Annotated in this window: 29 protein-coding genes; 18 read left to right on the forward strand and 11 right to left on the reverse strand. The window is 37.4% G+C overall.

Features of this window, described 5'->3' with window-relative positions; genetic code table 11:
- Positions 1 to 138 precede the first annotated feature (138 nt).
- From PP182_RS12460 to PP182_RS12485, 6 genes are all read left to right on the forward strand, one after another.
- The gene (locus tag PP182_RS12460) at positions 139 to 651 is read left to right on the forward strand and encodes an RNA polymerase sigma factor (RefSeq protein WP_272651586.1); all 513 of its coding nucleotides are present in this window, start codon (positions 139 to 141) and stop codon (positions 649 to 651) included.
- On the forward strand, positions 638 to 1,072 hold the full coding sequence (locus PP182_RS12465) for a hypothetical protein (protein WP_272651587.1): 435 nt from the start codon (positions 638 to 640) through the stop codon (positions 1,070 to 1,072). The genes PP182_RS12460 and PP182_RS12465 overlap by 14 nt, the downstream gene beginning before the upstream one ends.
- Before the next feature lie 17 nt (positions 1,073 to 1,089).
- Positions 1,090 to 1,635: a DUF4252 domain-containing protein gene (locus PP182_RS12470; RefSeq protein ID WP_272651588.1), complete on the forward strand. Its 546-nt coding sequence runs from the start codon at positions 1,090 to 1,092 to the stop codon at positions 1,633 to 1,635.
- 43 nt (positions 1,636 to 1,678) lie between these two features.
- Positions 1,679 to 2,224, forward strand: a complete 546-nt coding sequence (locus PP182_RS12475) for a DUF4252 domain-containing protein (protein ID WP_272651589.1) — start codon at positions 1,679 to 1,681, stop codon at positions 2,222 to 2,224.
- Positions 2,225 to 2,297: 73 nt separating this feature from the next.
- A complete protein-coding gene (locus PP182_RS12480; protein ID WP_272651590.1) occupies positions 2,298 to 2,837 on the forward strand; it encodes a DUF4252 domain-containing protein in 540 nt (179 codons plus the stop codon).
- Between the two features lie 154 nt (positions 2,838 to 2,991).
- Positions 2,992 to 3,804: a mechanosensitive ion channel family protein gene (locus PP182_RS12485; RefSeq protein WP_272651591.1), complete on the forward strand. Its 813-nt coding sequence runs from the start codon at positions 2,992 to 2,994 to the stop codon at positions 3,802 to 3,804.
- Between the two features lie 35 nt (positions 3,805 to 3,839).
- On the opposite strand, the gene purB is transcribed toward PP182_RS12485, so the two are convergent.
- On the reverse strand, positions 3,840 to 5,183 hold the full coding sequence (gene purB / locus PP182_RS12490) for an adenylosuccinate lyase (protein ID WP_272651592.1): 1,344 nt from the start codon (positions 5,181 to 5,183) through the stop codon (positions 3,840 to 3,842).
- A gap of 111 nt (positions 5,184 to 5,294) precedes the next feature.
- A complete protein-coding gene (locus tag PP182_RS12495; protein WP_272651593.1) occupies positions 5,295 to 5,855 on the reverse strand; it encodes an adenylosuccinate lyase in 561 nt (186 codons plus the stop codon).
- Positions 5,856 to 5,890: 35 nt separating this feature from the next.
- On the opposite strand from PP182_RS12495, the gene PP182_RS12500 reads away from it, so the two are divergent.
- Complete coding sequence (locus PP182_RS12500) at positions 5,891 to 6,364, forward strand: heme-binding domain-containing protein (protein WP_272651594.1); 474 nt, start codon at positions 5,891 to 5,893, stop codon at positions 6,362 to 6,364.
- Here the strand turns inward: PP182_RS12500 and PP182_RS12505 are convergent.
- On the reverse strand, positions 6,327 to 7,019 hold the full coding sequence (locus tag PP182_RS12505; RefSeq protein WP_272651595.1) for an SIR2 family NAD-dependent protein deacylase: 693 nt from the start codon (positions 7,017 to 7,019) through the stop codon (positions 6,327 to 6,329). The genes PP182_RS12500 and PP182_RS12505 overlap by 38 nt on opposite strands.
- 45 nt (positions 7,020 to 7,064) lie before the next feature.
- Here PP182_RS12505 and PP182_RS12510 point away from each other — a divergent pair, with 45 nt between their 5' ends.
- Together PP182_RS12510 and PP182_RS12515 are read left to right on the forward strand one after the other, a co-directional pair.
- A complete protein-coding gene (locus tag PP182_RS12510) occupies positions 7,065 to 7,721 on the forward strand; it encodes a TrmH family RNA methyltransferase (protein ID WP_272651596.1) in 657 nt (218 codons plus the stop codon).
- Positions 7,722 to 7,765: 44 nt separating this feature from the next.
- Positions 7,766 to 8,293, forward strand: coding sequence for an SRPBCC family protein (locus PP182_RS12515; protein WP_272651597.1), 528 nt, complete (start codon positions 7,766 to 7,768; stop codon positions 8,291 to 8,293).
- Between the two features lie 10 nt (positions 8,294 to 8,303).
- Here PP182_RS12515 and PP182_RS12520 read toward each other — a convergent pair whose 3' ends face one another.
- The 6 genes from PP182_RS12520 to PP182_RS12545 all read right to left on the reverse strand — a co-directional run bounded on the left by PP182_RS12520 (position 8,304) and on the right by PP182_RS12545 (position 14,927).
- On the reverse strand, positions 8,304 to 9,125 hold the full coding sequence (locus tag PP182_RS12520) for a metallophosphoesterase (RefSeq protein ID WP_272651598.1): 822 nt from the start codon (positions 9,123 to 9,125) through the stop codon (positions 8,304 to 8,306).
- Positions 9,126 to 9,168: 43 nt separating this feature from the next.
- Positions 9,169 to 10,857, reverse strand: coding sequence for an alpha-amylase family glycosyl hydrolase (locus PP182_RS12525; protein WP_272651599.1), 1,689 nt, complete (start codon positions 10,855 to 10,857; stop codon positions 9,169 to 9,171).
- 51 nt (positions 10,858 to 10,908) lie between these two features.
- A complete protein-coding gene (locus tag PP182_RS12530) occupies positions 10,909 to 11,679 on the reverse strand; it encodes a carboxypeptidase-like regulatory domain-containing protein (RefSeq protein WP_272651600.1) in 771 nt (256 codons plus the stop codon).
- A gap of 78 nt (positions 11,680 to 11,757) precedes the next feature.
- Positions 11,758 to 13,545, reverse strand: coding sequence for a DEAD/DEAH box helicase (locus tag PP182_RS12535; RefSeq protein ID WP_272651601.1), 1,788 nt, complete (start codon positions 13,543 to 13,545; stop codon positions 11,758 to 11,760).
- Between the two features lie 163 nt (positions 13,546 to 13,708).
- The gene (locus PP182_RS12540) at positions 13,709 to 14,353 is read right to left on the reverse strand and encodes a DUF4337 domain-containing protein (RefSeq protein WP_272651602.1); all 645 of its coding nucleotides are present in this window, start codon (positions 14,351 to 14,353) and stop codon (positions 13,709 to 13,711) included.
- Entirely contained in the window at positions 14,340 to 14,927 is a 588-nt protein-coding gene (locus tag PP182_RS12545; RefSeq protein WP_272651603.1) for a non-canonical purine NTP diphosphatase, read from the reverse strand. Before PP182_RS12545 ends, PP182_RS12540 begins: the two co-directional genes overlap by 14 nt.
- Before the next feature lie 61 nt (positions 14,928 to 14,988).
- On the opposite strand from PP182_RS12545, the gene PP182_RS12550 reads away from it, so the two are divergent.
- The 5 genes from PP182_RS12550 (at position 14,989) to serA (ending at position 19,681) form a co-directional block, all read left to right on the forward strand.
- Positions 14,989 to 15,441 carry a methyltransferase family protein gene (locus tag PP182_RS12550; protein ID WP_272651604.1) on the forward strand — a complete coding sequence of 151 codons (453 nt, stop codon included), beginning with the start codon at positions 14,989 to 14,991 and terminating at the stop codon, positions 15,439 to 15,441.
- A gap of 92 nt (positions 15,442 to 15,533) precedes the next feature.
- Positions 15,534 to 16,139, forward strand: coding sequence for a SatD family protein (locus PP182_RS12555; protein ID WP_272651605.1), 606 nt, complete (start codon positions 15,534 to 15,536; stop codon positions 16,137 to 16,139).
- A gap of 2 nt (positions 16,140 to 16,141) precedes the next feature.
- Positions 16,142 to 16,843 carry a DUF3307 domain-containing protein gene (locus PP182_RS12560; RefSeq protein ID WP_272651606.1) on the forward strand — a complete coding sequence of 234 codons (702 nt, stop codon included), beginning with the start codon at positions 16,142 to 16,144 and terminating at the stop codon, positions 16,841 to 16,843.
- Positions 16,844 to 16,850: 7 nt separating this feature from the next.
- Positions 16,851 to 17,633: an alpha/beta fold hydrolase gene (locus PP182_RS12565; RefSeq protein WP_272651607.1), complete on the forward strand. Its 783-nt coding sequence runs from the start codon at positions 16,851 to 16,853 to the stop codon at positions 17,631 to 17,633.
- Between the two features lie 155 nt (positions 17,634 to 17,788).
- Positions 17,789 to 19,681 carry a phosphoglycerate dehydrogenase gene (gene serA / locus PP182_RS12570; RefSeq protein ID WP_272651608.1) on the forward strand — a complete coding sequence of 631 codons (1,893 nt, stop codon included), beginning with the start codon at positions 17,789 to 17,791 and terminating at the stop codon, positions 19,679 to 19,681.
- A 14-nt stretch (positions 19,682 to 19,695) separates the two neighbouring features.
- On the opposite strand, the gene rlmH is transcribed toward serA, so the two are convergent.
- Positions 19,696 to 20,169: a 23S rRNA (pseudouridine(1915)-N(3))-methyltransferase RlmH gene (gene rlmH / locus PP182_RS12575; protein ID WP_272651609.1), complete on the reverse strand. Its 474-nt coding sequence runs from the start codon at positions 20,167 to 20,169 to the stop codon at positions 19,696 to 19,698.
- A 63-nt stretch (positions 20,170 to 20,232) separates the two neighbouring features.
- On the opposite strand from rlmH, the gene nadC reads away from it, so the two are divergent.
- Genes nadC through priA form a run of 4 tightly spaced genes read left to right on the forward strand, consistent with a single transcriptional unit; the run spans position 20,233 to position 24,955 of the window.
- Positions 20,233 to 21,090 carry a carboxylating nicotinate-nucleotide diphosphorylase gene (gene nadC, locus PP182_RS12580; protein ID WP_272651610.1) on the forward strand — a complete coding sequence of 286 codons (858 nt, stop codon included), beginning with the start codon at positions 20,233 to 20,235 and terminating at the stop codon, positions 21,088 to 21,090.
- Positions 21,091 to 22,059, forward strand: a complete 969-nt coding sequence (locus PP182_RS12585) for a YihY/virulence factor BrkB family protein (protein ID WP_272651611.1) — start codon at positions 21,091 to 21,093, stop codon at positions 22,057 to 22,059.
- On the forward strand, positions 22,056 to 22,496 hold the full coding sequence (locus tag PP182_RS12590; protein WP_272651612.1) for a DUF2147 domain-containing protein: 441 nt from the start codon (positions 22,056 to 22,058) through the stop codon (positions 22,494 to 22,496). The genes PP182_RS12585 and PP182_RS12590 overlap by 4 nt, the downstream gene beginning before the upstream one ends.
- 5 nt (positions 22,497 to 22,501) lie before the next feature.
- The gene (gene priA, locus PP182_RS12595; protein ID WP_272651665.1) at positions 22,502 to 24,955 is read left to right on the forward strand and encodes a replication restart helicase PriA; all 2,454 of its coding nucleotides are present in this window, start codon (positions 22,502 to 22,504) and stop codon (positions 24,953 to 24,955) included.
- Positions 24,956 to 25,010: 55 nt separating this feature from the next.
- On the opposite strand, the gene PP182_RS12600 is transcribed toward priA, so the two are convergent.
- Positions 25,011 to 25,703: a LytR/AlgR family response regulator transcription factor gene (locus PP182_RS12600; RefSeq protein ID WP_272651613.1), complete on the reverse strand. Its 693-nt coding sequence runs from the start codon at positions 25,701 to 25,703 to the stop codon at positions 25,011 to 25,013.
- Between the last annotated feature and the right edge of the window lie 153 nt (positions 25,704 to 25,856).

Here is a 25,856-nt window from a genome sequence, read left to right on the forward strand (position 1 = left end):
GTTACGTATTAATGCTTGCAAATGGATGTTAAATTTACTTACATGGAAGTGAATAAAAAATTTATTGTAACAAAATTCGTTGAATATCGTCTTCCTTATATAAACCGTTAATAAGGTTTTTGAACAACTAAACCAGAAATGAAACAAGCTGAATTTTTAAACGTGGTAATGCCCTTTAAGGATAAGCTATACCGACTGGCAAAACGACTTTTAGTATCTAGTGAAGAAGCTGAGGATGCTACACAGGAGATTTTGCTAAAACTTTGGTCTAAGAAAAAGGCAATGGAATCATATAACAATGTGGAAGCGTTTGCCATGACCATGACCAAGAATTTTTGTCTGGACCGATTGAAATCGAAACAAGCAGGTAATTTGAAATTGGTTCATAGTAATTACGGGGATGAAGGAGCGACTTCCCTACAGAAACAAGTAGAGGCTAGAGATAGTATAAGTTGGGTCGAAAAAATTATGGAAGAATTACCGGAACAACAAAAAATGGTACTTCAATTAAGAGATGTAGAACAGTATGATTACGATGAAATTGAGGAATTACTGGGAATGAAACCAACGGCCATAAGAGTGGCGCTCTCAAGAGCCAGAAAAACAGTAAGAGAAAAATTAATGCAAAAACATAGTTATGGAATCGGATAAAGTGGAAAAATTAATAGAGAAGTATTTTGAAGCTAGCACTACGTTGGCAGAGGAAGAAAAACTAAAGGAATATTTTTCAAAACAGGATATTCCAACACATTTAGAGCGGTACGCTCCTATGTTTCAATATTTTGCCATTGCAAAGGAGGAACGTTTTACAAAGCAGGTCCCACTAAAACCTAGAAGAAATTTTTACAAGTGGGCTTCCGTTGCAGCTGTAGCAGTTTTAGCTTTTGGAATTTATTTTGGCAATGATTACCGTCAACAGAAGCAAGCGGAACAAGAAAAGGCGCTTTTGGCCTACAATCAAACAAAAAAGGCATTTGCCCTGTTAGCAGAGAATTTTAATAAAGGTGCCGAAAAGGTTGCTTACTTGAACGAGTTTCAAGAAGCAAAAGAGAAAATTTACAATAACAATTAAAAATTAAAATGAAATCGATGAAAAAGATAATAATCACAACAGTTATGGCATTGGTATGTTATACCGGGTTTTCACAGTCCATGTTCGACAAGTACGAGGATTTGGATAATGTAAGTGCCGTGGTCGTAAACCAAAGTATGTTCAGGTTACTGGCCAATATAGATGTAGAAGTAGATGATCCTGAGGCAAAAGACTTTATGGACATTGCCAAGAGCCTTAAAAACCTTAAGGTATTTATTACGGAGGATAAAAAGATATCTGCCGATATGAAAAACTCTATGGACAGTTACCTTAGGTCTAACTCATTGGAAGAGTTAATGCGGGTCAAGGACAAGGACGCCAATGTAAAGTTTTATATAAAGGAAGGCAAGGACGAAGACCACGTAAGTGAACTGCTTATGTTCGTAACCGGAATCAGTAATTCGGACGTTGAGGTTAACGGAAGAAAATTTGAAACCGTCCTATTGTCCCTAACAGGAGATATAGACCTTAACAAAATAGGTTCCCTTACCAGTAAAATGAACCTTCCAGAAGAGTTGAACGAAGCTGGAAAGAAAAATTAAATTTTAATAATAATTCATCAATAACAATCAAAAAACAACAGTCATGAAAAAATTAGCAGTAGTATTTTTAATAGCCGTATTACCATCATTAGGTTTTTCACAATCTATTTTTGACAAATACGAGGATATGGACAATGTAGGATCTGTAATCGTAAACAAGGGGATGATAGACCTAGTTTCCAAAATTGGAGCTATGGATGATGATGAGGACGCTCGGGAGTTTCTTGAGATTGCCCAAGGTCTTCAAGGTGTAAAGGTATTTATGACGGAGGACGAATCAGTATCCCTGGACATGTCCCAAACCGTAAAGAAATATCTAAAAAGCGCCAAGCTTGAAGAGTTGATGCGAGTTAAAGACAAAGACGTCAATGTTAAATTCTACATCAAAAACGGAAAGAAAAAGGACCATGTCACCGAATTGCTTATGTTCGTTTCTGGAATGAACAACGTTGAAATAGGGCATAATGGAAGAAAATTGGAAACAGTTTTGGTAAGTTTAACCGGTGATATTGATTTAAATAAAATAGGATCAATAACAGATAAAATGGACCTGCCTAAAGATCTGAACAAGGCAGGTGGAAGTAGATAGGAGATAAAATAGTATAGAGCGGACATCCAAAAAAGTGGATTGTCTGCTCTATATTTAATTAAAAAAAAGACAGATGAAAAAAATTAGAAACTTTGTTGCAATAGTAATGATAATCGTCTTAAGCGGCTGTTCATCTACGCAAAGTCTACAAGAGTATTATATAGATAATACCGAGAATCCAAATTTTCTTCATTTGGATGTACCTACAAGTATCTTGAACCTTGAAAAAGCAGATCTTACGGAAATTCAAAGAACTGCGCTTTCTTCCCTTAAGAAACTCAATATTTTGGCATTTAAAAAAACTGTTGATAACACTGCGGATTATAAAGTAGAAAAGCAGCAGGTAAAGGCCATACTTTCAGGAGATAGCTATACTGAGCTTATGAAAATGAATACGGATTTTGGTAGAGCAACCATCAAATATTTAGGTGAGGACGATGCTATTGATGAAGTTATTATTTATGGAGATAATGACGATAAAGGTTTTGCCTTAATACGCGTTTTGGGTAATGATATGAATCCTGCACATTTCATACAACTCTTACAGGCGGTTCAGAAATCGGATTATAATGGAGAAGGCCTGGGAGAATTAAGCTCTTTTTTCAAAGGATAAGAAATTAAGTATAGATTTTATACGGGCCTCATAAATAGGAATATTTATAGGGCCTTTCATTTTTAAATTCATAGCCTTGCTTTAATTTTTGTGACCTTCTAAGTATATTGGTGTCCAATAAATTAGAAGAATAATCACTAAACACTATTAAAACATGGAAAAAGATGCACAGGTATGGATAAATAAGGCAATAGACCTAGCCTTGGAATATGGGCCAAAATTGTTATTGGCTATTGTTATTTATATTGTAGGTTCTTGGATTATTAAAAAATTAATGAAGGTCCTAAGGAACGGTATGTCGCGCCAGGAATATGACAAATCGTTACAAAAGTTTTTATTGAGTCTTGCCAAATGGGCCTTGACCATTTTTCTGATTATCACGGTAATTTCTACCCTTGGTGTGGAAACAACCAGTTTGGCGGCGGTTATTGCAGCTGCTGGCTTGGCTATAGGCCTCGCCTTACAAGGTTCTTTATCCAATTTTGCCGGAGGTGTTTTAATTATCATTTTCAAACCTTATAAAATTGGGGATTTAATTGAAGCTCAAGATGAACTGGGTCACGTAAAGGAAATAGATATTTTTACGACCAAGTTGGTTACCCCTCAAAATAAATTGGCGATTATACCCAATGGGGCCATGGCCAATGGGAACATCGTTAATTATACAACGGAGGGTAAAATGCGTGTCGATACTGTAATTGGTGTTGGTTATGACGAGGATATTAAAAAAACAAAGGAGGTTTTAATGGAAGTTTTGACCTCAAACCCCAAAGTTCTATCAGACCCAGCTCCATCTGTAAATGTTTCTGAATTAGCGGATAGTTCGGTCAATTTTGCTGTAAGGCCTTATTGCAAACCAGAAGACTATTGGAGTGTTTATTTTGGAACGATGGAAGGTTGTAAAATAGCGCTGGACAAGGCTGGTATTGAGATTCCTTATCCACATGAAGTTCAAATAAATAAATAATGAACAAAAAGGGCCGATGATCATCGGCTCTTTTTTTAGATTCCCGTATAATTACTTGGGGTAATTTCCTTTAATTCCTTTTTTATTTCGTCCGATATATCCAAGGTTTCAATAAAGGACGCAATTGATTTTTGGTTGATTTTATCGTTGGTTCTTGTCAATCCTTTTAAGGCCTCATAGGGGTTTGGATACCCTTCTCTTCTTAAAATTGTCTGTATGGCTTCAGCAACTACTGGCCAGTTATTCTCCAAATCCTGCTCAAATTTCTCTTTATTCAACAGCAACTTGTTCAGACCTTTTAAAGTCGATAAAAAGGCGATAATCGTATGTGCAAAAGGAACCCCTACATTTCTTAATACGGTACTATCCGTTAAATCTCTTTGAAGTCTGGATACCGGTAGTTTAGCGGATAAATGTTCAAAAAGTGCATTTGCAATGCCCAGATTACCTTCGGAGTTCTCAAAGTCGATTGGATTTACTTTATGGGGCATGGCAGAGGAACCTACTTCCCCAGCTTTTATTTTTTGCTTGAAATAATCCATGGAAACGTAGGTCCAAAAGTCCCTGTCCAAATCCAGGATTATGGTATTGATGCGCTTTAAGGTATCGAACAATGCGGCCATGTGGTCGTAATGCTCTATTTGTGTGGTTGGAAAGGAATGGTGCAACCCCAGCTTCTCCTGTACAAATTGCGAACCAAATGCCTTCCAATCAATTTTTGGGTAAGCTACTTTGTGCGCATTGTAATTACCCGTGGCTCCACCAAATTTGGCGGCACTTGGTATATCGTTTAGAAGATTAAATTGTTCCTTTAGTCTAACAACAAAAACCTCGATTTCTTTTCCTAACCGGGTAGGGGAGGCCGGCTGACCGTGAGTTCTGGCCAACATGGGAATATTATTCCATTCTGCCGCTAAGCTTTCCAACTTTTTTAGGACATTTAAGTATTCTGGGACATACACATCGTTCATGGCCTCTTTTATGGAAAGCGGAATAGCAGTATTGTTTATGTCCTGGGAGGTCAACCCGAAATGAATGAATTCTTTAAAGGATGAAAGGTCTAATTTATCGAAAGCTTTTTTTATGAAATACTCTACCGCTTTTACGTCATGGTTGGTGGTTTTTTCTATTTCCTTAATGTCGGATGCATCCCGGGCATCAAAGTTTTCATATATGTCACGAAGTACAGAAAATTTGGAGGTGTCAAAAGACGAAAGCTGCGGCAATGGTATTTCACAAAGCGCGATAAAATATTCTATCTCAACTCTGACCCTGTATTTTATTAAGGCTTCCTCAGAGAAATAAGGGGCCAATTTTTCGATTTTATTTCTATAGCGACCATCTATGGGAGATATAGCATTTAGCACATTCAGAGCCATAATTTTGTGTTTATTGAAAAGGGCAAAGATACCGAATAGTGGCTGAGTTCAAAATAGTTCTATGAACTAAATTCTATGGTATTCATAAATAGTTTTTTCCAAAGTGAATCTTTAATTTAACTTTTTCAAGACCATTCTTGCACGGGCTTGGTAGGCCGCGCTTCCATTGGCATAGTTTTGTTCCAATATCATTTTTAATTCGGGATGAATCCATTCAAACTTTTGTCCCAATAAGAACAAGCTGGTCATAGAATAAGCCTTGGCTGCCACTTTATGTTCTCCAATCAACCAATCAAAACATGCTGTTGTTATTTTATTCAAATGAGTTTCATTGATATGTTTTTGACTTTCATTGGGTGTATTAGAAAAATAGGATTGAACTAGAAGTTCACAAATTTTGGCCAATGGGCGAACAGAGGAATCTAAATTGACTTTAGTAATTATTTTCGTAAAATTGTTCAAATAAGGATAAAGTATGGAACTGCGTTTTTTAAATGAAAATTCTAATATCCAGCTGGCTTTACAGGAAATAGGGTCTTCTTCAAGATGTATAATTTCAATTAAAGAAAGTATTAAATCTTCATTAGACAGGACAACCTCTGCCATTTCTGACCTACTTTTACGGGAACTATCAACGTAATTTAACGCTTTGTATAAATCACTTTTAATCATACCATAGTAAATTTATAAATAAATAAAATCAGCAAATGAAAATCCTTAAAAAAGTATTAATAGGTCTTTTGGTGCTCTTCATAGCCATTCAATTCTACAGACCGGAAAAAAATATTTCAAAAAAAAACGATACCGCTGCATTTATGCAGGAAACGAACCCTCCTGAAGAAGTACGCACCATACTTAAAACTACCTGTTTTGACTGCCATAGCAACAATACTGTGTATCCATGGTATGATAATATCGCACCAATTTCTTTTTGGTTGGCGGATCATATTGAGGAGGGCAAATCCGAATTGAATTTTTCCGAATGGGCAACTTATTCGGATAAAAAAAAGGATCATAAGCTAGAGGAGCTTTATGAAGAAACCGAAAAGAGGGCGATGCCGCTGAAGGAATACACCTGGACCCACGAAGAGGCAAGGCTTACACAGGCCCAAATTGATGCCGTAGTGAAATGGGCAAAAAGTACTAGGTCGCTTTATCAATTAGGGAATCAACCAAAGTAGGAACACCTTCTACAGCAGTTTTAGGCATAACCTCAAGGTTGGGCATACTATGCTTATCTATGCTAGGTTTGGGGTCAATAAAGTAAATAGGAGTGCCACGGTCTATAAAATTAATAAGACTGGCAGCCGGGTAAACTTGCATGGAAGTGCCAATGATTATCAAGATATCTGCTTTTTGGGTAATTTTTATGGCAAAATCTAACATAGGTACAGCTTCTCCGAACCAAACAATGTGTGGCCTTAACTGATAACCATGCTCACATAAATCTCCTAAATGAATATCTTTTTTCCAGATTATTTCTTGAGTACTATACTTCGTACTCCTTGCTTTAAGTAGTTCACCGTGTAGATGTAGGACGTTTGTGCTTCCTGCTCTTTCATGTAAATCATCCACATTTTGAGTGATAATATGAACATCGTAGTAATGTTCCAATCTGCTTAATGCCTGATGTGCGAGATTAGGTTCCACTTCTAACAATTGCCTTCTTCGTTGATTATAAAAATCCAAAACTAATTCCGGATTTCTTTCAAAAGCTTCTGGAGTCGCCACTTCCATAACGTCGTGGCCTTCCCAAAGACCATCGGCATCCCTAAAAGTCTTTAGACCGCTCTCTGCACTTATTCCGGCCCCAGTGAGTACAACTATGTTTCTCATAAATACCTTTTACCCCAAAAATATACTTTTTATTATCTTGGTTATATGGGAGACATTGAACTTTTGACCTATCTGGAAGGTTTTATTTCGGAGGAAAGAAAAGATCGGTTTATATCTATTTTAAAAAATAGGACTAAATATATAACAGTAGCCATAGAGGATGTGTATCAAATGCATAATACGAGTGCGGTTATCCGAAGCTGTGAGTCTTTTGGTATTCAAGAGGCTCACGTCATTGAGGGAAGATTTGGAAAGCGATTGGATAAAAACATTGCCATGGGAGCCCAGCAGTGGGTCGATATAAGTAGGTACGCCACTTCAACTGAGGCCATAGACATTTTAAAAAGGGATGGATATAAAATTGTGGCAACAAGCCCGCATGCGGACAGTTCTTTGCTTACCGATTTTCAGTTGAACTCCCCAGTTGTACTGTTTTTTGGTACGGAGAAGGAAGGTCTAAGCACAGAGGTTTTGGATAAAGCTGATATGTCACTAAAGATTCCTATGGTAGGTTTCACCGAAAGTCTCAATATCTCGGTTTCTGCAGCTATAATCCTTCAAGATTTGACTTCAAAGTTGCGGAAAAGTAAACTTTCTTGGCGATTAACAGATGAAGAAATTATTCAGAAACGGTTGGATTGGACCAAAAAATCCATCAAGAGTATCGAGGAAATTCTGATAAGATTTTACCAACCGGAATAAAATTTTTACTACTTTAGAAGAACAACCAACTAATTGAATAACAAATGACTACGCTAATCTACATTATTATCGCAATTCTTGTACTGGTACTTTTATTGGCTGTAATTGCCCCAAAAAACTATGATGTATCTCGAAGTATTAAAATTAAAAGTTCAAAGGACAAAATTTGGCCGTATTTAAAGTTTCTGGAAAAACAAAGGGAATGGTCGCCATGGGCCAAAAAAGACCCTGATATGGATACAAAACTGACCGGTACCGATGGAGAAGTGGGAGCTATTAGTTACTGGAATGGTAACAAAGAAGTAGGGGAGGGGGAGCAAGAAATAACGGGTTTGGTTGAAGGTGAAAGAGCCGAAGGGAAACTACGTTTCTTTAAACCTATGAAATCACAGTCGGACTGTTATTTAATACTCGACGAATCCTCCTCGGAAAATAGCAAGGTAACCTGGGGTTTTAAGGGTAAAAGTTCATTTCCTTTCAGTGTAATGCTTCTTTTCATGAGTATGGACAAAATGGTGGGAAAGGACTTTGAAGAGGGCTTGCAAATGCTCAAAAATAAGATGGAGTCTTAAGCTGATTTAATTAAATATAGAAAATCGATGCCTCGGCCCTTGCCCAAAATCTTATGGGTAAAATAGTGGTTCCAATTCCTTTGGAAACATACATAGAAATTTCCTTGGTTTTATACCATCCTTTCAAATAAATACCACTGCCTGAAGGTTTAAACAACTCCTTTCCAAAGAAGGTAATCTGTCCTCCGTGGGTATGTCCAGATAGGATACATTTTATATTTAGATATTGTTCACTATTTTGTTCACCAATGGTATCACTATATTCTGGACAATGATTAAGGACAACAGTTTCTAAACTTTTATCATTAAGGGTTGAAATTGATTTCGCAAAATCCGCATTGCCACCCACGAAATCATCAATTCCTAAAATATTAATTTTCCTATGGCCTTTTATAAGCTCGTAATTTTGGTTGATCAGGACTATACCGTTATACCTTTTTACGATTGTTTTAAAATCCTCTAGAGGTACTTTTCCGCTATACTCTTTATTACCGTAAATGAAAATTTTAGGGATTTTGTCATCGAAAAGGCCCAAATATTCATTCAATAAGTTTAACCGACTTTTTCTTGTTATGGTGTCCCCGGTAAAAAGCAAAGCATCGGGCATTAGGTCGTTTACCTTTTCCGCAATCGAAGTAAGTGCGGAATGTACTTCCCTCAAATGTATATCTGATAATTGTACAAGCTTGATTTTCTCCTGTCCACCATCTGACAAATCAAAATCTGTCCACTGAATTATATATTTTTCAAACCAAAAAGCGTCTAAAACTATTAAACCACTTAAACCTAGTATATATGCAAATAGCCTTTTAAAAAATGTTCGTCTTCTCATTCAAATTTCTCACCATCAATCTAATACCCTTAACCAAATTACTTTATTCCTTTACTTCAAGTAAGGCAATATCATAATTATTATCTAGCATCACTTTTCCGTTTTGCACCGTCACCTCCGTTTGTGAATAGGTATCGTAAAGTATTGTTCCATCGCCAAAAAATCCTTTTACCCAAAGTGATTTTTTACCATTTGGCAAGTCTAACCCCACTACAACTTTATCCCTGATATCTCCGTTCATATAGGTTCTGCCAAAGGTATATGGGGCTTTGGCCAATCTACGATGCCTCCCCGCGCCAATAGCGATATGATTATTTCTGAATTTACCTAACTTTCTCCAGTGGGCCAAAATATCCTGTTTTTGCTCAAGGGAATCCAATTCTTCCCAATTCATAAAGGAACGTAGGGTAGCGTCTCCTTCTGTGCTATCAATGACCAAACTTCTTGCCGTTTCATCACCATAGTATATCTGTGAGGCTCCAGGAGTAAGTAATAGCACATTAGCAGCCCTTTTAGGGTGCTGTCTTTCTTTATCAAACGGACTGCCATCATCATGGGAGGTCAAGTAGTTTAAGATACTTTTACCTTTTAATTTGGTACGTAACAGTTTATTGTATTTGTTGAAAATAGAATCATACGCTTTTGTAGCGTCAGCCTTAAGTTCAAAGTTGATGAGACTTTTAAAACCGTTGTCAAAGTAGTCTACTTTTTTATCTCCAAAGTCGTAATTCCTACCATTGGAAATACCATAACCATAAACTTCCCCCACCATGTAGAAAGGTGAATCATCCAAAACGGAATTAGGATGCTTTCTTTTCCAGGTCTCAAAGGCATAGGAGGCTTCTTTTTCCAAATCCGCCCATGCATTTTCGTTTACATGTTTCACCGTATCCACCCTAAAACCATCAACACCAAATTCATGGATGTAATCCGTTAACCATTTAATAATGTAAAATCGGGGTGCTCTGGGGTATCCGGTACGTTCAAAAAATAATTGAAGTTCGTCCAATTCCTCACTTAGTCTTCCTTCCTTTTTCCACTTGGCCAATAAATGGTCCGGTAGGTTTACATTTTCATCACTACGGGTAATTATATCAGGTAGATTATTCACCAAGGTGCAATCGGTTGTATTTTCATAATTGGTAAATTGGCAAGTAGGTTCGGTAATTACCCACTCTTCTGGCCACACGGGATCTTCATCTGTAACTGGGCCTGTGTGATTTAAAACAACATCCATCAAAATCCGTATTCCATGCTCATGAGCTGTTTTAATAAGTTCTTCTAAATCTTTGTTAGTTCCAAAATTAGGGTCTAGTGCTGTCCAGTCTTTTGCCCAATATCCATGGTAGGCATACGTATTACCGGTCCCTTCATCCGTATCTCCATGAATTTGCTCAACAACTGGAGTAAACCAGATTGCATTTACTCCTAGCTCATTAAAATAGCCCTCCTTGATTTTTTCGGTAATTCCTTGGATATCACCCCCCAAAAAACCTCTCAACTTTCCTGTTGTATTATCTCGCCCAAAATTCAGGTCATTTTCTGGATTTCCATTGTTGAACCTATCGGTCATTAAGAAATAAATGTTGGCACCTTCCCAAGCGAAGGGTTTTTTTACTTGGGAAATAGAGGTATCCTCGTTACTTGCGATTACTTTGACTGTTTCTTTTTTTTCCATTTTACAGGAAAGGAACAGTAAAGAAAGAAACAGGGTGAAAAAGGTGTGTTTCATTTGCATTTTGTATTTGGTTAAAGCTATAAAATGCAGATGGAAGTCGAAAATTTATTTTTTTCTATTCAGGACCTTAAACTCTTCATAGCAACTACTAATTGCATCTAAAATCTGAAGGTCATTGGCAGTGGTAATAAAGGACTTTGAATAATTACAATTATTAAGTATGTCCTGAATATCCATCTTATCCAATTGTAGAAGCTCCATCAAGGTTTCTCGGTCGAATTTTGAGGCGAGTAAATCCCTTATTTGGTCATCCTCTTTCATTTGCCTTAATTTTCGCATTTGATTGGGTTTTTTACCAAATAAGTTTCTTAGTAAATCGGCAGGGTTTAAAATTGCACCCAATACTTTTGTAACGGCACTGGGGTTTTTGTTTCCTCCCTCATATCCTACGGATAAGCCGGATATGCTATATTGATACGCATTATTAATAGGAAGGTTTTTTACGTCAATCTCCAAGTATCCCGTTAGTTGATAGGGTCTAACAATAACTTCTTCGAGTGCGTAGGCCAATTCGGTAAGGGCTATCTCCGTATTTTCAAATTTGAACATATCGTTGGTAACCCTTATTTTCTGGGATTTAAAACCTAAATATGAAAAATATAATGTGTCATTGACTGCAGCAGAAATTGAAAATTGGCCATCCTCATTGGTGATGGTGCCCACTACCTGATTTAGGTTGACCACATGGACACTCTCCATGGGAGCATCAGTCTGTGCGTTTTTCACAATGGCTTTAATGATATCGACTTCAGGAAGATCCTGTGAGAAGCCTAGTAGACTACAAAAACAAAAAATCCCTACAAAAATACTACGCATAAACCTTCTGGCTGAAAAATTAAAGGTACAAACAAAATAAAAAAATACGCCGAAGCGTATTTTTTAATATACAATTAACTAAAAGAAATCACCTTTTCTTTTCTTGCTCCTTCTCTTTCCGGAATTTGGATTTTTTGAATTTCCTCTATCTCTTCCTTTTCCGCGACCTCTATCTTCGTTTCTTGGTCCTTTCTTTCTTTTTCCTTTATCCCTGAAACTTTTGCCGCGACGATTTCCGCCACCGCCTCCGCCGCCTGGATTTTTGGATATTTCAACATTAACAAAGCGACCATCGACCTTGAATTCTGTAAAGGTGCTTAGTATTTGCTCTGTAACTTCGGCCTCGGTATTGAAAAACGAAAAACTTTCCTTTACATCTACTTTATAGACATCCTCTTTTCCAAGACCAACAGTATCCCTAATGAAGTCCTTTAAGGACATCCAATCGTATCCATCTTTTTCGCCAACATTAATAAAATAACGGACGGAGCCATTACTATTAAACGAGGTATCGCTTTTACCTGAATCACTAGAGCGATCAGGCGAGGTGTTTAAGTCTTTTGTTTTATTGTAATAGTTGTAAAACCTGGTAAATTCAACAGAAACAATTTTCTTAATCAGTTCTTCACGGTCTATACCTTGTAGAACATCATTGATTGCGGGTAAATAACTATCTACGTCATTATTGATTTTAGTATCCTTTATCTTATTGGCCAGATGATACAATTGTATCTCACAAATCTCCATTCCCGTTGGGATGTTCTTTTGTAGGAACTCTTGTTTTATTTTCTTTTCAATGGCCTTTATTTTTCGAAGCTCACTTCGAGTAACGATAACCATAGATATTCCAGATTTTCCAGCCCTACCGGTTCTTCCACTACGGTGCGTATACGTTTCAATTTCATCCGGTAGTTGATAGTTGATAACATGGGTTATATCGTCAACATCGATACCTCTAGCCGCCACATCCGTTGCTACCAACATTTGTATCTGCTTCTTTCTAAAAGCATTCATAACCAAGTCTCGCTGGTTCTGACTCAAATCACCATGTAAAGCTCCTGCATTATAACCGTCTTCTATAAGTTTTTCCGCTACCTTTTGGGTGTCCCTCTTAGTTCTACAGAAAATAACTGAAAAGATATCGGGATTGGTATCCGCCAAACGTTTTAGTGCAGGATAACGGTCCCTACCACTAACTACATAATACTCGTGTTGAACGGTTGACGCTCCTGAGTTCTTTGCACCCACAGTTATCTCTTGAGGTGAGTGCATAAATTTCTTAGCAATTATCGATACCTCTTTGGGCATCGTTGCAGAAAATAACCAAGTAGATTTTTCATTGGGAGTATTGGAAAGTATATCCTGTATATCCTCAAAAAATCCCATGTTCAGCATTTCATCGGCCTCATCAAGTACGCAATAGTCTATTTTGGTGATATCCACCAAACCACGACCAATCATGTCCTTCATCCTTCCCGGAGTAGCAACTACAATTTGTGCCCCTCGTTTTATTTGTCTGGCCTGCTCAGTAATGCTGGCTCCTCCATAAATGGCTACAACACTAATATTCTTTTCATATTTTGAATAGAGCTGCAGTTCATTGGTAATTTGCAAACATAGCTCTCTGGTCGGCGATAGAATCAGGCCTTGTGTAGTTCTACTGTTACCATCGATTTTCTGAATTAAGGGAAACCCAAAAGCTGCGGTTTTTCCTGTCCCTGTTTGGGCAAGTGCCACTAGGTCCGTTTCACTTTCCAGTAGAATTGGGATTGCTTTTTCCTGTACTTCGGATGGGGTTTCGAATCCCATGTCCGATACAGCATCTAATAAGGACTTATCTAGTCCTAATGCTTCAAACTTTGTCATAATTATGTTATATACTAAATCGCAAATAAGAATGTTGCTTAGAGGGATTATTCGATATAACCTAATTTAGACTCGGCGCAACACATGCTATACCAGCGGCGTTTTACAAAGCGGCAAAGGTACTGTTAATAAACGAGATGGAATAATAAATCTTTATAAGGCTTCAAGGTGCAAGGCTATAGCCATAAATGGAAAGTAAAATACCCATTATCCCTGAAATAATCATAATGACGATAAAGGTTTTCTGTAATTTGGGGTTGTCATAAATTATGATGCAGACAGCACCGAGTACGATACTTATTTGAAAAAAGAGCATACCCAAATCGAATTTTTTGGTGGCAAAATCATATTCGTCCGCTAGGCTTTCCCATTCGTTTATTCCTATGATTTTTCCCATTTCACCATCGAGGTCTTGCGCCCAATTTTCTTCGGCAATATTTGCTGAACCAATCAGTATTTCAGTTTTTTCGGAATCATATTTTTCTATTTGCCTCTCAACACTTGCTATCTTTCCTTCTATATTGATTATTTTATCTTCCTTGACCACCCCACTCTCCAAAAGTGCTTGTAGGTAATCCAATTCGCTTTCTTTTAGGCTTTCCTTTATACTTTTGGATTGGTACCAACTGGAGTAGTTTACTACTTTGTTGTGGGCAATCATCATTTCTTCTTCGAGCTCGCCATTGATCATTTGAGAAATGGCCATTAACGCCGCAAAAAAAGCAATCAAAACACCACCGACAGCTTCTGCACGTTCTGAGGCAACTGAAACTTCTACTGTATCCAAGTTTGTTTTAGATTGTAACATGATTGGATTGTAAATAAGTTATCAACTTGGAAAATGCTTTTCCTCTATGGCCTATTTCATTTTTTGTTTCAATAGGTAGTTCGGCAAATGTTTCTGTATAACCATTTGGTAGGAAAATTGGGTCATATCCAAAACCTTGGATTCCTTTCTTGGTATGGGTTATTTTTCCTTGAACAGAACCTTTAAAAAATTGGGTTTCACCATTTAGGTTTAATGCGATGACAGTTTTAAAACTTGCAGACCGATCTTTTTTGGTTTCTAGGCTCTTTAATAACTTATCCATATTGGCCTGGGCATCATTTTCTTTACCCGCATACCTTGCGGAATATACTCCCGGTTCACCGTTTAGGGAGTCGACAACCAACCCGGAGTCGTCGGCAAAACATGGGAGTTTATATTTTTGGTACACGTAGTCCGATTTTAATTTTGCGTTTCCTTGTAGGGTTTCAGCGGTCTCAGGTATGGACTCGGTACATCCTATTTCGTTTAATGAAACGAGGTCGATGTTAGGTGGTAAGAGCTTCTTTATTTCCCTCAGTTTATTTTGGTTCTGGGTAGCAAAAACAAGTTTCATTCTGCGCAATTATTCAATAGTTTTAGGTAAATGTCAGCGCCAAAAATAGTAATTTTATCATATGGAGTTAAAAGTGCCGCCAGTATTGGTGTTTTTTAGTTTTACGTTTATAATGTATTTGGTCGGTAGGTTTTTACCGGTAGGGTTTTTCGATTTTTTTGGCCGATTTCTTTTAGCGAAAATATTAATTGGTTTGGCCGGTCTTATTGGTTTAGTGTCACTGATTCAATTTTTTAGGACCAAGACTACTGTAGACCCTATCAATCCTCAAAAAGTTAGTCGGTTGGTGACTTCTGGTTTATATAAGTATTCTAGAAACCCGATGTATCTAGCGCTTTTATTACTGTTGTTGGGTTTTGGTCTTTTTCAGGGAAATGCTTTCAATACCTTGGTTGCCGCTGGTTTTGTGTGGTATATGAATCGTTTTCAAATTATCCCGGAAGAAAGAATACTGCTCGATAAATTTGGAAAGGATTACAAAACGTATTTAACGGCCACTAGGAGATGGTTTTGAAAAAGGTCGTTCAATTACTTGAATAATTAATATTACATAATATTATCTATTTAGCTTATAAGTTTATATATTAGCTTTTTAAATAATATATTATGATAGCGATTATCACGGGAGATATCATTAATTCAGAAGAACATCATGCTTCCGAATGGATTGATATCTTGAAAAAATATTTTTCACGATTTGGTCCTTCACCTATGAATTGGGAAATATATAGAGGAGATGAATTTCAACTAAAGATTACCCAAGAAAACGCCTTGCGTACAGCTATCCAAATAAAGGCAATTTTAAAGTCAATCAAGGATTTAGATGTTAGAATGGGTATTGGAATAGGCCTTGAAACCTATATCGGTACTGGTGTCAGCGAGTCCAACGGACCTGCCTATCAACGTTCCGGGCGTAAACTGGAATCTATAAAGGATGGAAAAGTTAACCTAAGTATTGCCACAGGAGATGAATTCTACGACCGCACCTTAAATTTGATGCTGCAATTGGCATTGGATTTTATGGATCATTGGAGTGTAGTATCCGCAGAGATTATGGCCTTGGTCTTAGATAATCCAAAAGCGTCTCAAAAGGAAATTGCCAAGAAATTGGGAATAAAACAATCGGCCGTGAGTCAACGATTAAAAAGGGCCCGTTTGGATTTGGTTTTGGATTTGTTGGAGTATTACGATCAAGTAATTAAAGAAATTTAACTATGCAGCTATTTACGAAGCTTTTATTGGCTCATCTATTAGGCGATTTTATGTTTCAACCCACAAAATGGGTGGTACATAAAGAGGCTAACAAAGCTGCTTCCAAGTACCTCTACTTTCATGTTTTGATACATTTTGGACTTTACATGCTCGTATTGTGGAATTATCAAGAATGGAAAATAGCTTTGGTTTTAGCATTAAGTCATCTGTTTATCGATATGGGCAAATTATATACGAACCCCTTGTTCAAGAATAAAAGCCTACCATTCTTTATCGACCAGATTTTACACCTTTTTGTGATTTACATTTGCTGTTATTATTCCAACTTATATGACCATACCCTATCAATTTTCCAAAACTTAGATTGGGCATTAATTGTGGCCATTGTTTTCGTAACCTCTCCATCGGCTATTATCATGACCAAATTATTGCAAGGAATGTCCGATAAAATAAATACGGACCATAAGTCGCTCCCTAATGCAGGGAAGTACATTGGGATTATAGAAAGGCTTTTCGTTTTAACTTTTATACTTATTGGAAGGTGGGAAGGTATAGGGCTTTTAATTACGGCCAAATCCGTATTCCGGTTTAATGATTTAAAGGAAAGTAATAGTAGAAAACTTACCGAATACATATTAATTGGTACATTAGTAAGCTTTGGTTTGGCAATTATTGCCGGATTATGCTATGTGAATTTTAAATAAGATTAAGATGAAATTATTTGTGGCTCTACTAACACTAGCCACCTTGGCAGTATCTAAAACTGTAGCACAGACAAATTACTTTACTTCTTTTGACGGAGTCAATATTACGTATACCGATGAAGGATTTGGGGAACCGGTGCTCCTTTTGCACGGATTCCTAAATTCCGGAAAATCATGGGACAATACACCGTTGAAAAAGGATTTATTAGAAAAGGGTTACAGGGTTATCGTACCGGATTTACGGGGATGTGGGCAATCAGATAAGCCTCAAGAGGAATCCTATTATCAGGATCATGCAGAAATTAAGGATGTCATATTATTAATGAGTCATTTGAATGTTAAAGCGTATAATGTGGTTGGATATTCAAGAGGGAGTATTGTATTGGCAGAACTGCTAACAGAAGATTCGAGAATTAAAAAAGCGATTTTAGGTGGTATGGGTATTGATTTTACCAATCCACAATGGGAAAGAAGATTAAAATTCGCCGCTGCATTTAATGGAGAGGTCGATGAAATGACTGAAGGAGCCGTATCCTATGCAAAATCTATCAACGCAGATTTTCGCTCGCTATATTTACAGCAAAAGTATCAGCCATCAACGTCTACTAAAGAATTACAAAAAATAAAGGTAAAAATATTGGTCATTGCCGGTAATAAAGATTTGGATAATGGAAACCCAGAAATGCTAAGCAAAGTTTTTAAGCGAGGTAAATTGGTCATTGTTCCAGGAGACCATAATGGGACTTGGAAGACCAAAAAGTTTTCGGAAGAAATCCTTCACTTTTTATGATATGGACAAACAATTAAATTTTTAATTTTTTATAATTCCCTCAATACTTCTACATTTTGTTTTATTTTGATGAAGCATTAAAATCAACCAATTAAATTTTTACTTTTGCCACTTGATTTTAAGTATTCCCTTTTTAGCTTAGAACGCTTTTTATAATGGTTGAAACTGGTAGAAAATATGTTTTTGATTTTGACAGCACATTAACCAGGGTAGAGGCTCTGGATGTACTGGCAGAAATGACCCTGGAAGGCAAAGCCAACAGGGAAGAAATTGTTGACGAAATCCAAAAGATTACCAATTTAGGAATCGATGGGGACATATCTTTTACCGAATCCCTGGAGCGAAGGATTAAACTCCTACATGCCCATAAGGATGACCTAGATAATTTGGTGGCCGAATTAAGGCAAAAGATTTCTAAATCTATTGAGGCGAATAAAGAATTCTTTGAAAAATATTCAGAGGATATTTATGTTATTTCCTGTGGATTCAAGGAGTTTATAGATCCTATTGTCAAGGAATATAATATACCGTCAAACCGGGTATTTGCAAATACCTTCAAGTTTGATACCGATGGAAAAATTGTCGGGTTTGACGAAAAAAACGTCCTATCACAGCATAACGGAAAAATAGAATGCCTAAAACAAATGAATTTGGACGGTGAAGTTCAAGTTATTGGAGATGGCTATAGTGACTACGTAATGAGGGAAGCCGGAATCGCGGACAAGTTCTTTGCTTACACAGAAAATGTACACAGAGAGAAAGCCGCCAAAAACGCTGACCATATTACCCCTAATTTAGATGAATTTTTATTTGTGAACGATTTGCCAAGAAATATCTCTTACCCTAAGAACAGAATTAAGATACTTTTACTAGAAAATGTGCATACAGCCGCTTTCGAAAACCTTTCAAATGAGGGTTTTTCGGTGGAGCTTTTAAAACACAGCCTGCCAGAAGAGGAGTTAATCGAAAAAATTAAAGATGTACACGTGCTAGGTATCCGGTCAAAAACTCAGGTGACCCAAAAGGTATTGGATGCTGCGGACAAGTTAATGGTGGTCGGTGCCTTCTGTATAGGTACTACACAAATTGATTTGGACCATGCCAAAAGGAAAGGAGTTGTTGTTTTCAATGCTCCTTACAGCAATACCCGGTCCGTGGTGGAGCTGGCCATCGGTGAAATTATTATGTTAATGCGTAGTGTTTTTGACAGAAGTGCGGAAATCCATAAAGGACAATGGCAAAAAACAGCCGCTGGATCAAAGGAGGTACGAGGAAAAAACCTGGGTATCGTTGGATATGGCAACATAGGAAAACAATTATCCGTTCTAGCCGAGGCCATGGGGATGAAGGTGTATTACTACGATGTTAACGATCAACTTGCCCTAGGAAATGCAGTGAAATGCAGTACCTTGGAAGATTTATTGAATGTTTCAGATGTGGTAACCTTACATGTAGACGATAATCCTGCCAATAAAAACTTTATTGGGGAAAGGGAAATAAACCAAATGAAAAAAGGAGCAATGCTCATTAACCTTTCCAGGGGTTTTGTGGTGGATATCGATGCTTTGGCCAAAGGTTTGGAAAGTGGTAAAATAGGTGGCGCAGCGGTCGATGTTTATCCGGAAGAGCCCCGTAGCAATGGTGATTTTAAAACCAGTCTTCAAGGATATCCGAATGTAATTTTAACTCCACATGTAGGAGGTAGCACGGAGGAAGCTCAGCGAGATATTGCGGATTTTGTTCCTAATAAAATAATGGATTACATAAATTCCGGAAATACGGTGGATGCGGTAAATTTTCCAAATATTAGGCTGCCAAAGCAGACCAAGGTTCATAGATTTTTACATATACATAAGAATGTACCTGGGATTATGGCAAAAATCAATAAAGTTTTGGCCAAATATGAGCTAAATATCTCTAGCCAATACTTATCCACGGATAGCGAGGTAGGTTATGTAATTACAGATTTGGACAAAGAATACAACAAAGACGTGATCAAAGCTTTAAAGAAAGTTGAGAATACCATTAAATTTAGGGTTCTCTACTAAGTTTGATTATTAGACTATTGATGATGATAGGGCTCGTTTCTTAGAATAGTAAACGCCCTGTACAATTGTTCCACCATAAACAAACGTACCATTTGATGGGAAAAAGTCATTTTGGAAAGGCTTATTTTTCCTGAAGCTTTTTTGTAGATGTCATCACTGAAACCGTAAGGTCCACCAATTAAAAATACTAGTTGCTTTAGCCCCGAATTCATTTTCTTCTGTAGATAATTTGAAAATTCCAAAGAAGAATAGTGTTTGCCGTTTTCATCTAAAAGAATCAAGACATCCGTATTGGAGAGCGATTTTAAAATAAGCTCTCCTTCTTTGGATTTTTGTTGATCAACCGATAGATTTTTTGTCTTTTTAAGGTCCGGAATTACCTCGAGGTTAAATTTTATGTAGTGTCCTAACCTCTGCTCGTAGACATTTATCAAATTTTGTAGTTCACTACTGTCCGTTTTTCCTATGGTCAAGAGTTTAATCATCATATTTCAAAAGTAAATCAATTTCCCAATATGGATTCGTATTTTAGCATTAAGCAATAGTTTTATATGATTTCAAAAGAGCAGTTTGATAAAGAGGTAGCCGGAATAATTAGTAATGCCATCAGAGAAGATGTCGGGGATGGGGACCATAGTTCATTAGCCTGTATTCCTAAGGATGCCAAGGGTAAGGCCAAATTATTGGTTAAGGACAATGGTGTAATTGCCGGTATCGAATTTTCTAAAATGGTTTTCGACTTTGTAGATAAAGATTTGATTTTTGATAATAAATTGAACGATGGATCTGAAGTGGCATACGGAGATATTGCTTTTTATATTGAAGGTAGCTCACGTAGCATTTTAAAGGCGGAACGTTTGGTATTGAACGCAATGCAACGTATGAGTGCGATAGCCACAAAGACAAAATCATTCGTGGATTTGTTGGAAGGAACTTCCACCAAGATTTTGGACACCAGAAAAACAACACCAGGGATACGGGCATTGGAAAAGTGGGCCGTTACGATTGGGGGAGGAGAAAACCATAGGTTTGCCTTGTATGACATGATAATGCTTAAGGACAATCACATTGATTTTGCTGGAGGAATTACCAAAGCTATCGATAAGACCAAGTCCTACTTAAAAGAAACCGGAAGAGATTTAAAAATTATACTAGAGGCCAGAGATTTAAATGAGATTAAGGAAATTCTTAAATCTGATGGGGTATATCGTATTCTCATCGATAATTTTAATTATGAAGACACAAAGGAAGCTGTTAGATTGATTGGTGATAGGTGCCTTACAGAGTCTTCCGGTGGGATCACGGAAGAAACAATAAGGAAATATGCAAACTGTGGGGTGGACTATATTTCCTCTGGGGCATTGACCCATTCGGTATACAATATGGACCTAAGTTTAAAAGCTGTTTAAATGTCATTAGAGGTCGAACAGAAACTTGATAAGATTCCCATACTCAATAAGATTGTTCGGTTTTTGAAAACCGTAAAATTACCTGGACTTGAAGGTCTTTCCCTCTATGACCTTATGGAAATGTACGTAAACGGTATAGTGCAAGGTGCCTTATCTTCTAGGGCCAGTGCCATCTCATTTAGCTTGTTTATGGCACTTTTCCCCTTATTAATTTTTATGGTGACCCTTGTTCCATTTTTGGTGGACTATATCAGTATACAGAATGAGAACTTTGAACTACAGTTCCAATTGTTTTTGGAATCTTTTTTACCCAATGCAACGGGTGATTACTTTGGTGATGTTTTTAGACAGATAAAAGACCAGAAGCGGGGTGGACTTCTTTCTTCCTCCTTTCTACTTTCCATATTCTTGGTGGCCAATGGCGTTAATGCTATTTTTGGAGGTTTTGAGACCAGTTATCATATCGAGCTCAGGCGTAACTTTTTTAGGCAATATCTCTACGCATTAATGGTGGGTCTTATTTTGGCAATTCTCATAATCGTCGGATTTGTAGCCTATGTTTATTTTGAGTTTTATGTGCTGGGTTATTTAACAGAATTCGCTGCTAGGCAAGGAGGATATGTCTTGGATGAAGATGAAATTATCGGTGTACAAATAGCTAAAGTCTTGTTTTTCATAGTGCTTTCCTATTTTACAACGGCAATTTTATATTATTTTGGAACCAAGGAAGGCAAGCAGGCACGGTTTTTTTCAATTGGGGCACTGGTAACCACTATTCTGTTCTTATTGACTTCCTATTTGTTCGGTATTTATGTGGAGAAGTTCGCTAGGTATAACGAACTCTATGGCGCATTGGGAGGATTGTTGATTTTAATGGTTTACATTTGGTTAAATTCCAATATATTGCTCCTAGGTTTTGAATTGAACGCCTCATTAAACTCCCTTCGTAAAATCAGTAAAAAAGAATGATAAACTATAAATCTGTACTCATACTTCTATTTTTTTTTGGTAGTATAAACTTCTTGTCGGCGCAGTCGGTTTTTGGAAAATGGAAGACTATAGATGACCGTACAGGCAAACCAAAAGGGATCATCAATATTTATAAGAAAGATGGGCAGATGTACGGTTATATTGAGAAAATTTTGGAAAAGGGCAAAGAAGATGCTCTTTGCGTAAAATGTGATGGAAAATTAAAGAATGAGCCTATTATTGGTATGGAAATAATAAAGGGTGGGGAAAAAAATGAAGACGGAGAATGGAAAGGAAAGCACCTTTTTGACCCCGAACAGGCGATGACCTTTAGGTTTAAAATTTGGTTGAACCCTGATAATGAGGATGAATTAAAGGTGCGTGGTTATTTGGCATTTCTATTTAGAACCCAAACTTGGCTAAGAGTGGAAGGGTAGGGCTTATGGAGTATTTTGTAAACATTGTGTTGCCTATTCCCCTCGAGAGGCACTTTACATATAGCATAACTCCCGATGAAGCAAAAATACTTGTACCGGGAATGCGGGTCTCCGTGCCTTTTGGCAAATCTAAAATCTACACAGGTCTTGTCTTGCAAATTCATAATATTCCGCCTGAAGTTTATGAGGCCAAAGAAATAGACCAAATACTGGATGAATTTCCAATTGTTAATCCAATTCAATTACAACATTGGGAGTGGGTGGCCAATTATTATATGTGTACCCTGGGCGAAGTTATGCGAAGCGCCCTACCCTCAGCTTTTTTATTGGAAAGCGAAACCTTAATTCTAAGAAATACAGATGCTGATGTCGATGAATCTCAATTAAAGGATGATGAGTTTCTGGTGTTTGAGGCATTACAGCATCAGGCAGTACTCAAGGTTCATGAGGTGTCTGCCATTGTTGAAAGGAAAAATGTACTTCCTATTTTAAATCGGCTTTTGGACAAAAACATTATTTACTTAAAGGAGGAGGTTTACGAACAATACAAACCGAAGCTGGTAAAATATGTAAAGCTGGGAAAGGAGTATTTATCGGACGATGCTTTAGAAACGTTGTTGGAGTCACTTTCCCGGGCACCGAAGCAAAGTCAGGTAGTGTTGTCCCTTTTTCAATTGCAGGGTAATTCCCAGAAACCTATTTCGATAACGGATTTGGAGCGGTATAGCAATTCTTCAAAAGCGGTAGTAAAGGCACTCATAGAGAAAGAAATCCTCGAAGAATATCATATCCGTAAGGATCGGGTTACTTATGATCTTGATGAAAATTCATCCATAAAAAATCTAAATGAATATCAATTAAAGGCCTTAAAAGATATTCAAGTTTCGTTCAAGGAAGATAAGGTAACCTTACTCAAAGGGGTCACGTCTTCAGGAAAGACGGAAGTCTATGTTAAATTGATCAGTGAATATTTGGAACAAGGAAAACAGATTCTCTATCTGCTTCCGGAAATAGCTCTTACCACCCAGTTAATAACGAGATTACAAGAGTACTTTGGCGAGAAAATATCCGTCTTTCATTCAAAATATAATATTCAAGAAAGGGTAGAGGTTTGGAATAATGTCTTGAAGAAAGTGGGTAAGGCCCAAATTGTTATCGGTGCACGCTCTTCTTTGTTTCTACCCTTTAAGGATTTGGGCTTGATAATAGTAGATGAGGAACATGAAGGCTCCTTTAAGCAATTTGATCCGGCACCAAGATACCATGCGCGGGATGCTGCCATAGTTTTGGCCAATTTGCACAGGTCCAATATTCTTCTAGGCTCTGCCACTCCAAGTATTGAAAGCTATTACAATGTTCACCATGGCAAATATGGATTTGCCGAGATAAATCGACGTTTTGGTAATGTCCTAATGCCTGATATGGAGCTGGTAGATTTTAAAGAGGCGCTTCGAAAAAGAAAAGCAAAGGGGCATTTTTCCGAACGTTTGTTAGAGGAAATTGAAGAAAGTTTGGTAAATGGCGAGCAAATTATTCTTTTTCAAAATAGAAGGGGATTTGCCCCGGTTCTAGAGTGTTTAACCTGTGGCCATACGCCCCAATGCTCTAATTGTGATGTTACCCTGACCTATCATCAATACAAAAAACAACTTCGCTGTCATTATTGTGGTTATCATACTGCCCTACCTGAAAGTTGTGCCGCTTGCGGGAGTCCAGATTTGGATACTAAAGGATTTGGAACCGAGCAAGTTGAGGAAGAAGTTAGAACACTTTTTCCAGATGCCAAGGTGGGCCGGATGGACTTGGATACAACTAGAGGCAAGCATGCCTACGAAAAAATTATTACTTCCTTTGAACAACAGGAAATGGATATATTAGTAGGTACACAGATGCTTACCAAAGGATTGGACTTTAGGAATGTTAGTCTTGTGGGCGTTATGAATGCGGATTCACTGTTGAATTTTCCGGATTATAGAGCGCACGAGAAGACCTATCAGATGTTAACACAGGTATCGGGTAGGGCAGGGCGGACTCAAAAGAGAGGTAAGGTTATTATTCAAAGTTATAACCCCTACCATCAAATTCTTAAGCAAGTGACCACTGGAGATTACGACACTATGTATGCGGAACAAATTTACGAGCGGGAGCAATATAAATATCCACCCATAAATAGGATAATTAAAATTACGTTCAAGCATAAAAATTATAATACACTCAATGAAGCCGCTGAATGGTTTAGCGGTGCATTGAGAACAAATTTTGGAGGTACGGTTTTGGGACCTGAATTTCCACCGATATCAAGAATTAGGAATCAATACTTAAAAAATGTATTGGTAAAAATTGATAAAAGGGAATCATTGGGAAGAACCAAAAGAAATATCAAAAGGATTGAGAAATCCTTCAATTCCATCTCCATGTACAGGAGTGTTCGGGTCATTTATAACGTAGACCATATATAAAAACAAAACCGCCCAATGGGCGGTTTTGTTAAAGTAAGATTATTTCATAGGCAGCCTAAACATTACTTAGGGCTTCGGCCAATTCTGTTTTCTTATTTCTACTCAAAGGAATAGAACGTCCGCTAACTTCTACGTTTTTACTGTTGAATTTTTCAACTTTCTCCAAGTTTACGATATAAGACTTATGTATTCTTAGGAATTTCTCTTCCGGTAATTGCTTTTCGAAAGATTTCATTGTTGATAAAATTACGATATTGGCTTCATCGGTTACCAATTTAATGTAATCTCCCAAGGCCTCTATCCACTTAATATCGTTTAGGATGACCTTTCTCTTCTTTAAGTTACTCTTTACAAAGATATGCTCTTCGTCTTCCGTAACCCTATGCATTTGCTCGTATTTGGCGACAGCTCTCTTAACCGAGGCATCGAAACGTGCCATAGTAATCGGTTTATGTAAGTAATCCGTTACATCATAGTCAAAAGCTTTTAAGGCATAGTCCGGTTTACCGGTAATCAATATTACCTGAGGACTGTTATCTAGGGATTCAAGTAGGTCGAATCCTGTAATGATTGGCATCTCAACATCGAGAAAAATCAAATCGATTTCGTTGTTCTTGATTCCATTTTTAGCTTCGATGGCATTGCTGTACTCTGCCACCATAGCTAGGTTCGGGTGGTTGTTTACCAACTTGGCGACCGCCATCCTTTGCATGGACGAATCGTCAACGATAATACTTCTTAACTTCATAAGGGCTGATTTGTGGGGTTAAATCATCGACAAATTACCGAAAAAACACGTTCAACTGCAACAAAAGATGTAAACAATGCTTTTCTTATTGTATAGATGGCAATGATCATAGGTTATTAAGATTTGGTTTATACGTTTTTAATTAATTCTTCC

It is taken from the genome of Maribacter sp. PR1 (genome assembly GCF_028464145.1).
Taxonomy (GTDB): Bacteria; Bacteroidota; Bacteroidia; order Flavobacteriales; family Flavobacteriaceae; genus Maribacter.

Excerpts from the sequence above, each read along its gene's own strand:
- PP182_RS12500 (WP_272651594.1), top strand. The coding sequence starts at position 5,891 with ATGAAAATCCTTAAAAAAGTATTAATAGGTCTTTTGGTGCTCTTCATA.
- PP182_RS12505 (WP_272651595.1), bottom strand. The coding sequence starts at position 7,019 with ATGAGAAACATAGTTGTACTCACTGGGGCCGGAATAAGTGCAGAGAGC.
- PP182_RS12555 (WP_272651605.1), top strand. The coding sequence starts at position 15,534 with ATGATAGCGATTATCACGGGAGATATCATTAATTCAGAAGAACATCAT.
- PP182_RS12460 (WP_272651586.1), top strand. The coding sequence starts at position 139 with ATGAAACAAGCTGAATTTTTAAACGTGGTAATGCCCTTTAAGGATAAG.
- PP182_RS12495 (WP_272651593.1), bottom strand. The coding sequence starts at position 5,855 with ATGATTAAAAGTGATTTATACAAAGCGTTAAATTACGTTGATAGTTCC.
- PP182_RS12560 (WP_272651606.1), top strand. The coding sequence starts at position 16,142 with ATGCAGCTATTTACGAAGCTTTTATTGGCTCATCTATTAGGCGATTTT.
- PP182_RS12540 (WP_272651602.1), bottom strand. The coding sequence starts at position 14,353 with ATGTTACAATCTAAAACAAACTTGGATACAGTAGAAGTTTCAGTTGCC.
- PP182_RS12475 (WP_272651589.1), top strand. The coding sequence starts at position 1,679 with ATGAAAAAATTAGCAGTAGTATTTTTAATAGCCGTATTACCATCATTA.
- nadC (WP_272651610.1), top strand. The coding sequence starts at position 20,233 with ATGATTTCAAAAGAGCAGTTTGATAAAGAGGTAGCCGGAATAATTAGT.
- PP182_RS12515 (WP_272651597.1), top strand. The coding sequence starts at position 7,766 with ATGACTACGCTAATCTACATTATTATCGCAATTCTTGTACTGGTACTT.
- PP182_RS12565 (WP_272651607.1), top strand. The coding sequence starts at position 16,851 with ATGAAATTATTTGTGGCTCTACTAACACTAGCCACCTTGGCAGTATCT.
- PP182_RS12465 (WP_272651587.1), top strand. The coding sequence starts at position 638 with ATGGAATCGGATAAAGTGGAAAAATTAATAGAGAAGTATTTTGAAGCT.
- PP182_RS12550 (WP_272651604.1), top strand. The coding sequence starts at position 14,989 with ATGGAGTTAAAAGTGCCGCCAGTATTGGTGTTTTTTAGTTTTACGTTT.
- PP182_RS12535 (WP_272651601.1), bottom strand. The coding sequence starts at position 13,545 with ATGACAAAGTTTGAAGCATTAGGACTAGATAAGTCCTTATTAGATGCT.
- PP182_RS12600 (WP_272651613.1), bottom strand. The coding sequence starts at position 25,703 with ATGAAGTTAAGAAGTATTATCGTTGACGATTCGTCCATGCAAAGGATG.
- serA (WP_272651608.1), top strand. The coding sequence starts at position 17,789 with ATGGTTGAAACTGGTAGAAAATATGTTTTTGATTTTGACAGCACATTA.
- PP182_RS12485 (WP_272651591.1), top strand. The coding sequence starts at position 2,992 with ATGGAAAAAGATGCACAGGTATGGATAAATAAGGCAATAGACCTAGCC.
- rlmH (WP_272651609.1), bottom strand. The coding sequence starts at position 20,169 with ATGATGATTAAACTCTTGACCATAGGAAAAACGGACAGTAGTGAACTA.
- PP182_RS12590 (WP_272651612.1), top strand. The coding sequence starts at position 22,056 with ATGATAAACTATAAATCTGTACTCATACTTCTATTTTTTTTTGGTAGT.
- PP182_RS12545 (WP_272651603.1), bottom strand. The coding sequence starts at position 14,927 with ATGAAACTTGTTTTTGCTACCCAGAACCAAAATAAACTGAGGGAAATA.
- PP182_RS12470 (WP_272651588.1), top strand. The coding sequence starts at position 1,090 with ATGAAAAAGATAATAATCACAACAGTTATGGCATTGGTATGTTATACC.
- priA (WP_272651665.1), top strand. The coding sequence starts at position 22,502 with ATGGAGTATTTTGTAAACATTGTGTTGCCTATTCCCCTCGAGAGGCAC.
- PP182_RS12530 (WP_272651600.1), bottom strand. The coding sequence starts at position 11,679 with ATGCGTAGTATTTTTGTAGGGATTTTTTGTTTTTGTAGTCTACTAGGC.
- PP182_RS12510 (WP_272651596.1), top strand. The coding sequence starts at position 7,065 with ATGGGAGACATTGAACTTTTGACCTATCTGGAAGGTTTTATTTCGGAG.
- purB (WP_272651592.1), bottom strand. The coding sequence starts at position 5,183 with ATGGCTCTGAATGTGCTAAATGCTATATCTCCCATAGATGGTCGCTAT.
- PP182_RS12525 (WP_272651599.1), bottom strand. The coding sequence starts at position 10,857 with ATGAAACACACCTTTTTCACCCTGTTTCTTTCTTTACTGTTCCTTTCC.
- PP182_RS12520 (WP_272651598.1), bottom strand. The coding sequence starts at position 9,125 with ATGAGAAGACGAACATTTTTTAAAAGGCTATTTGCATATATACTAGGT.
- PP182_RS12585 (WP_272651611.1), top strand. The coding sequence starts at position 21,091 with ATGTCATTAGAGGTCGAACAGAAACTTGATAAGATTCCCATACTCAAT.
- PP182_RS12480 (WP_272651590.1), top strand. The coding sequence starts at position 2,298 with ATGAAAAAAATTAGAAACTTTGTTGCAATAGTAATGATAATCGTCTTA.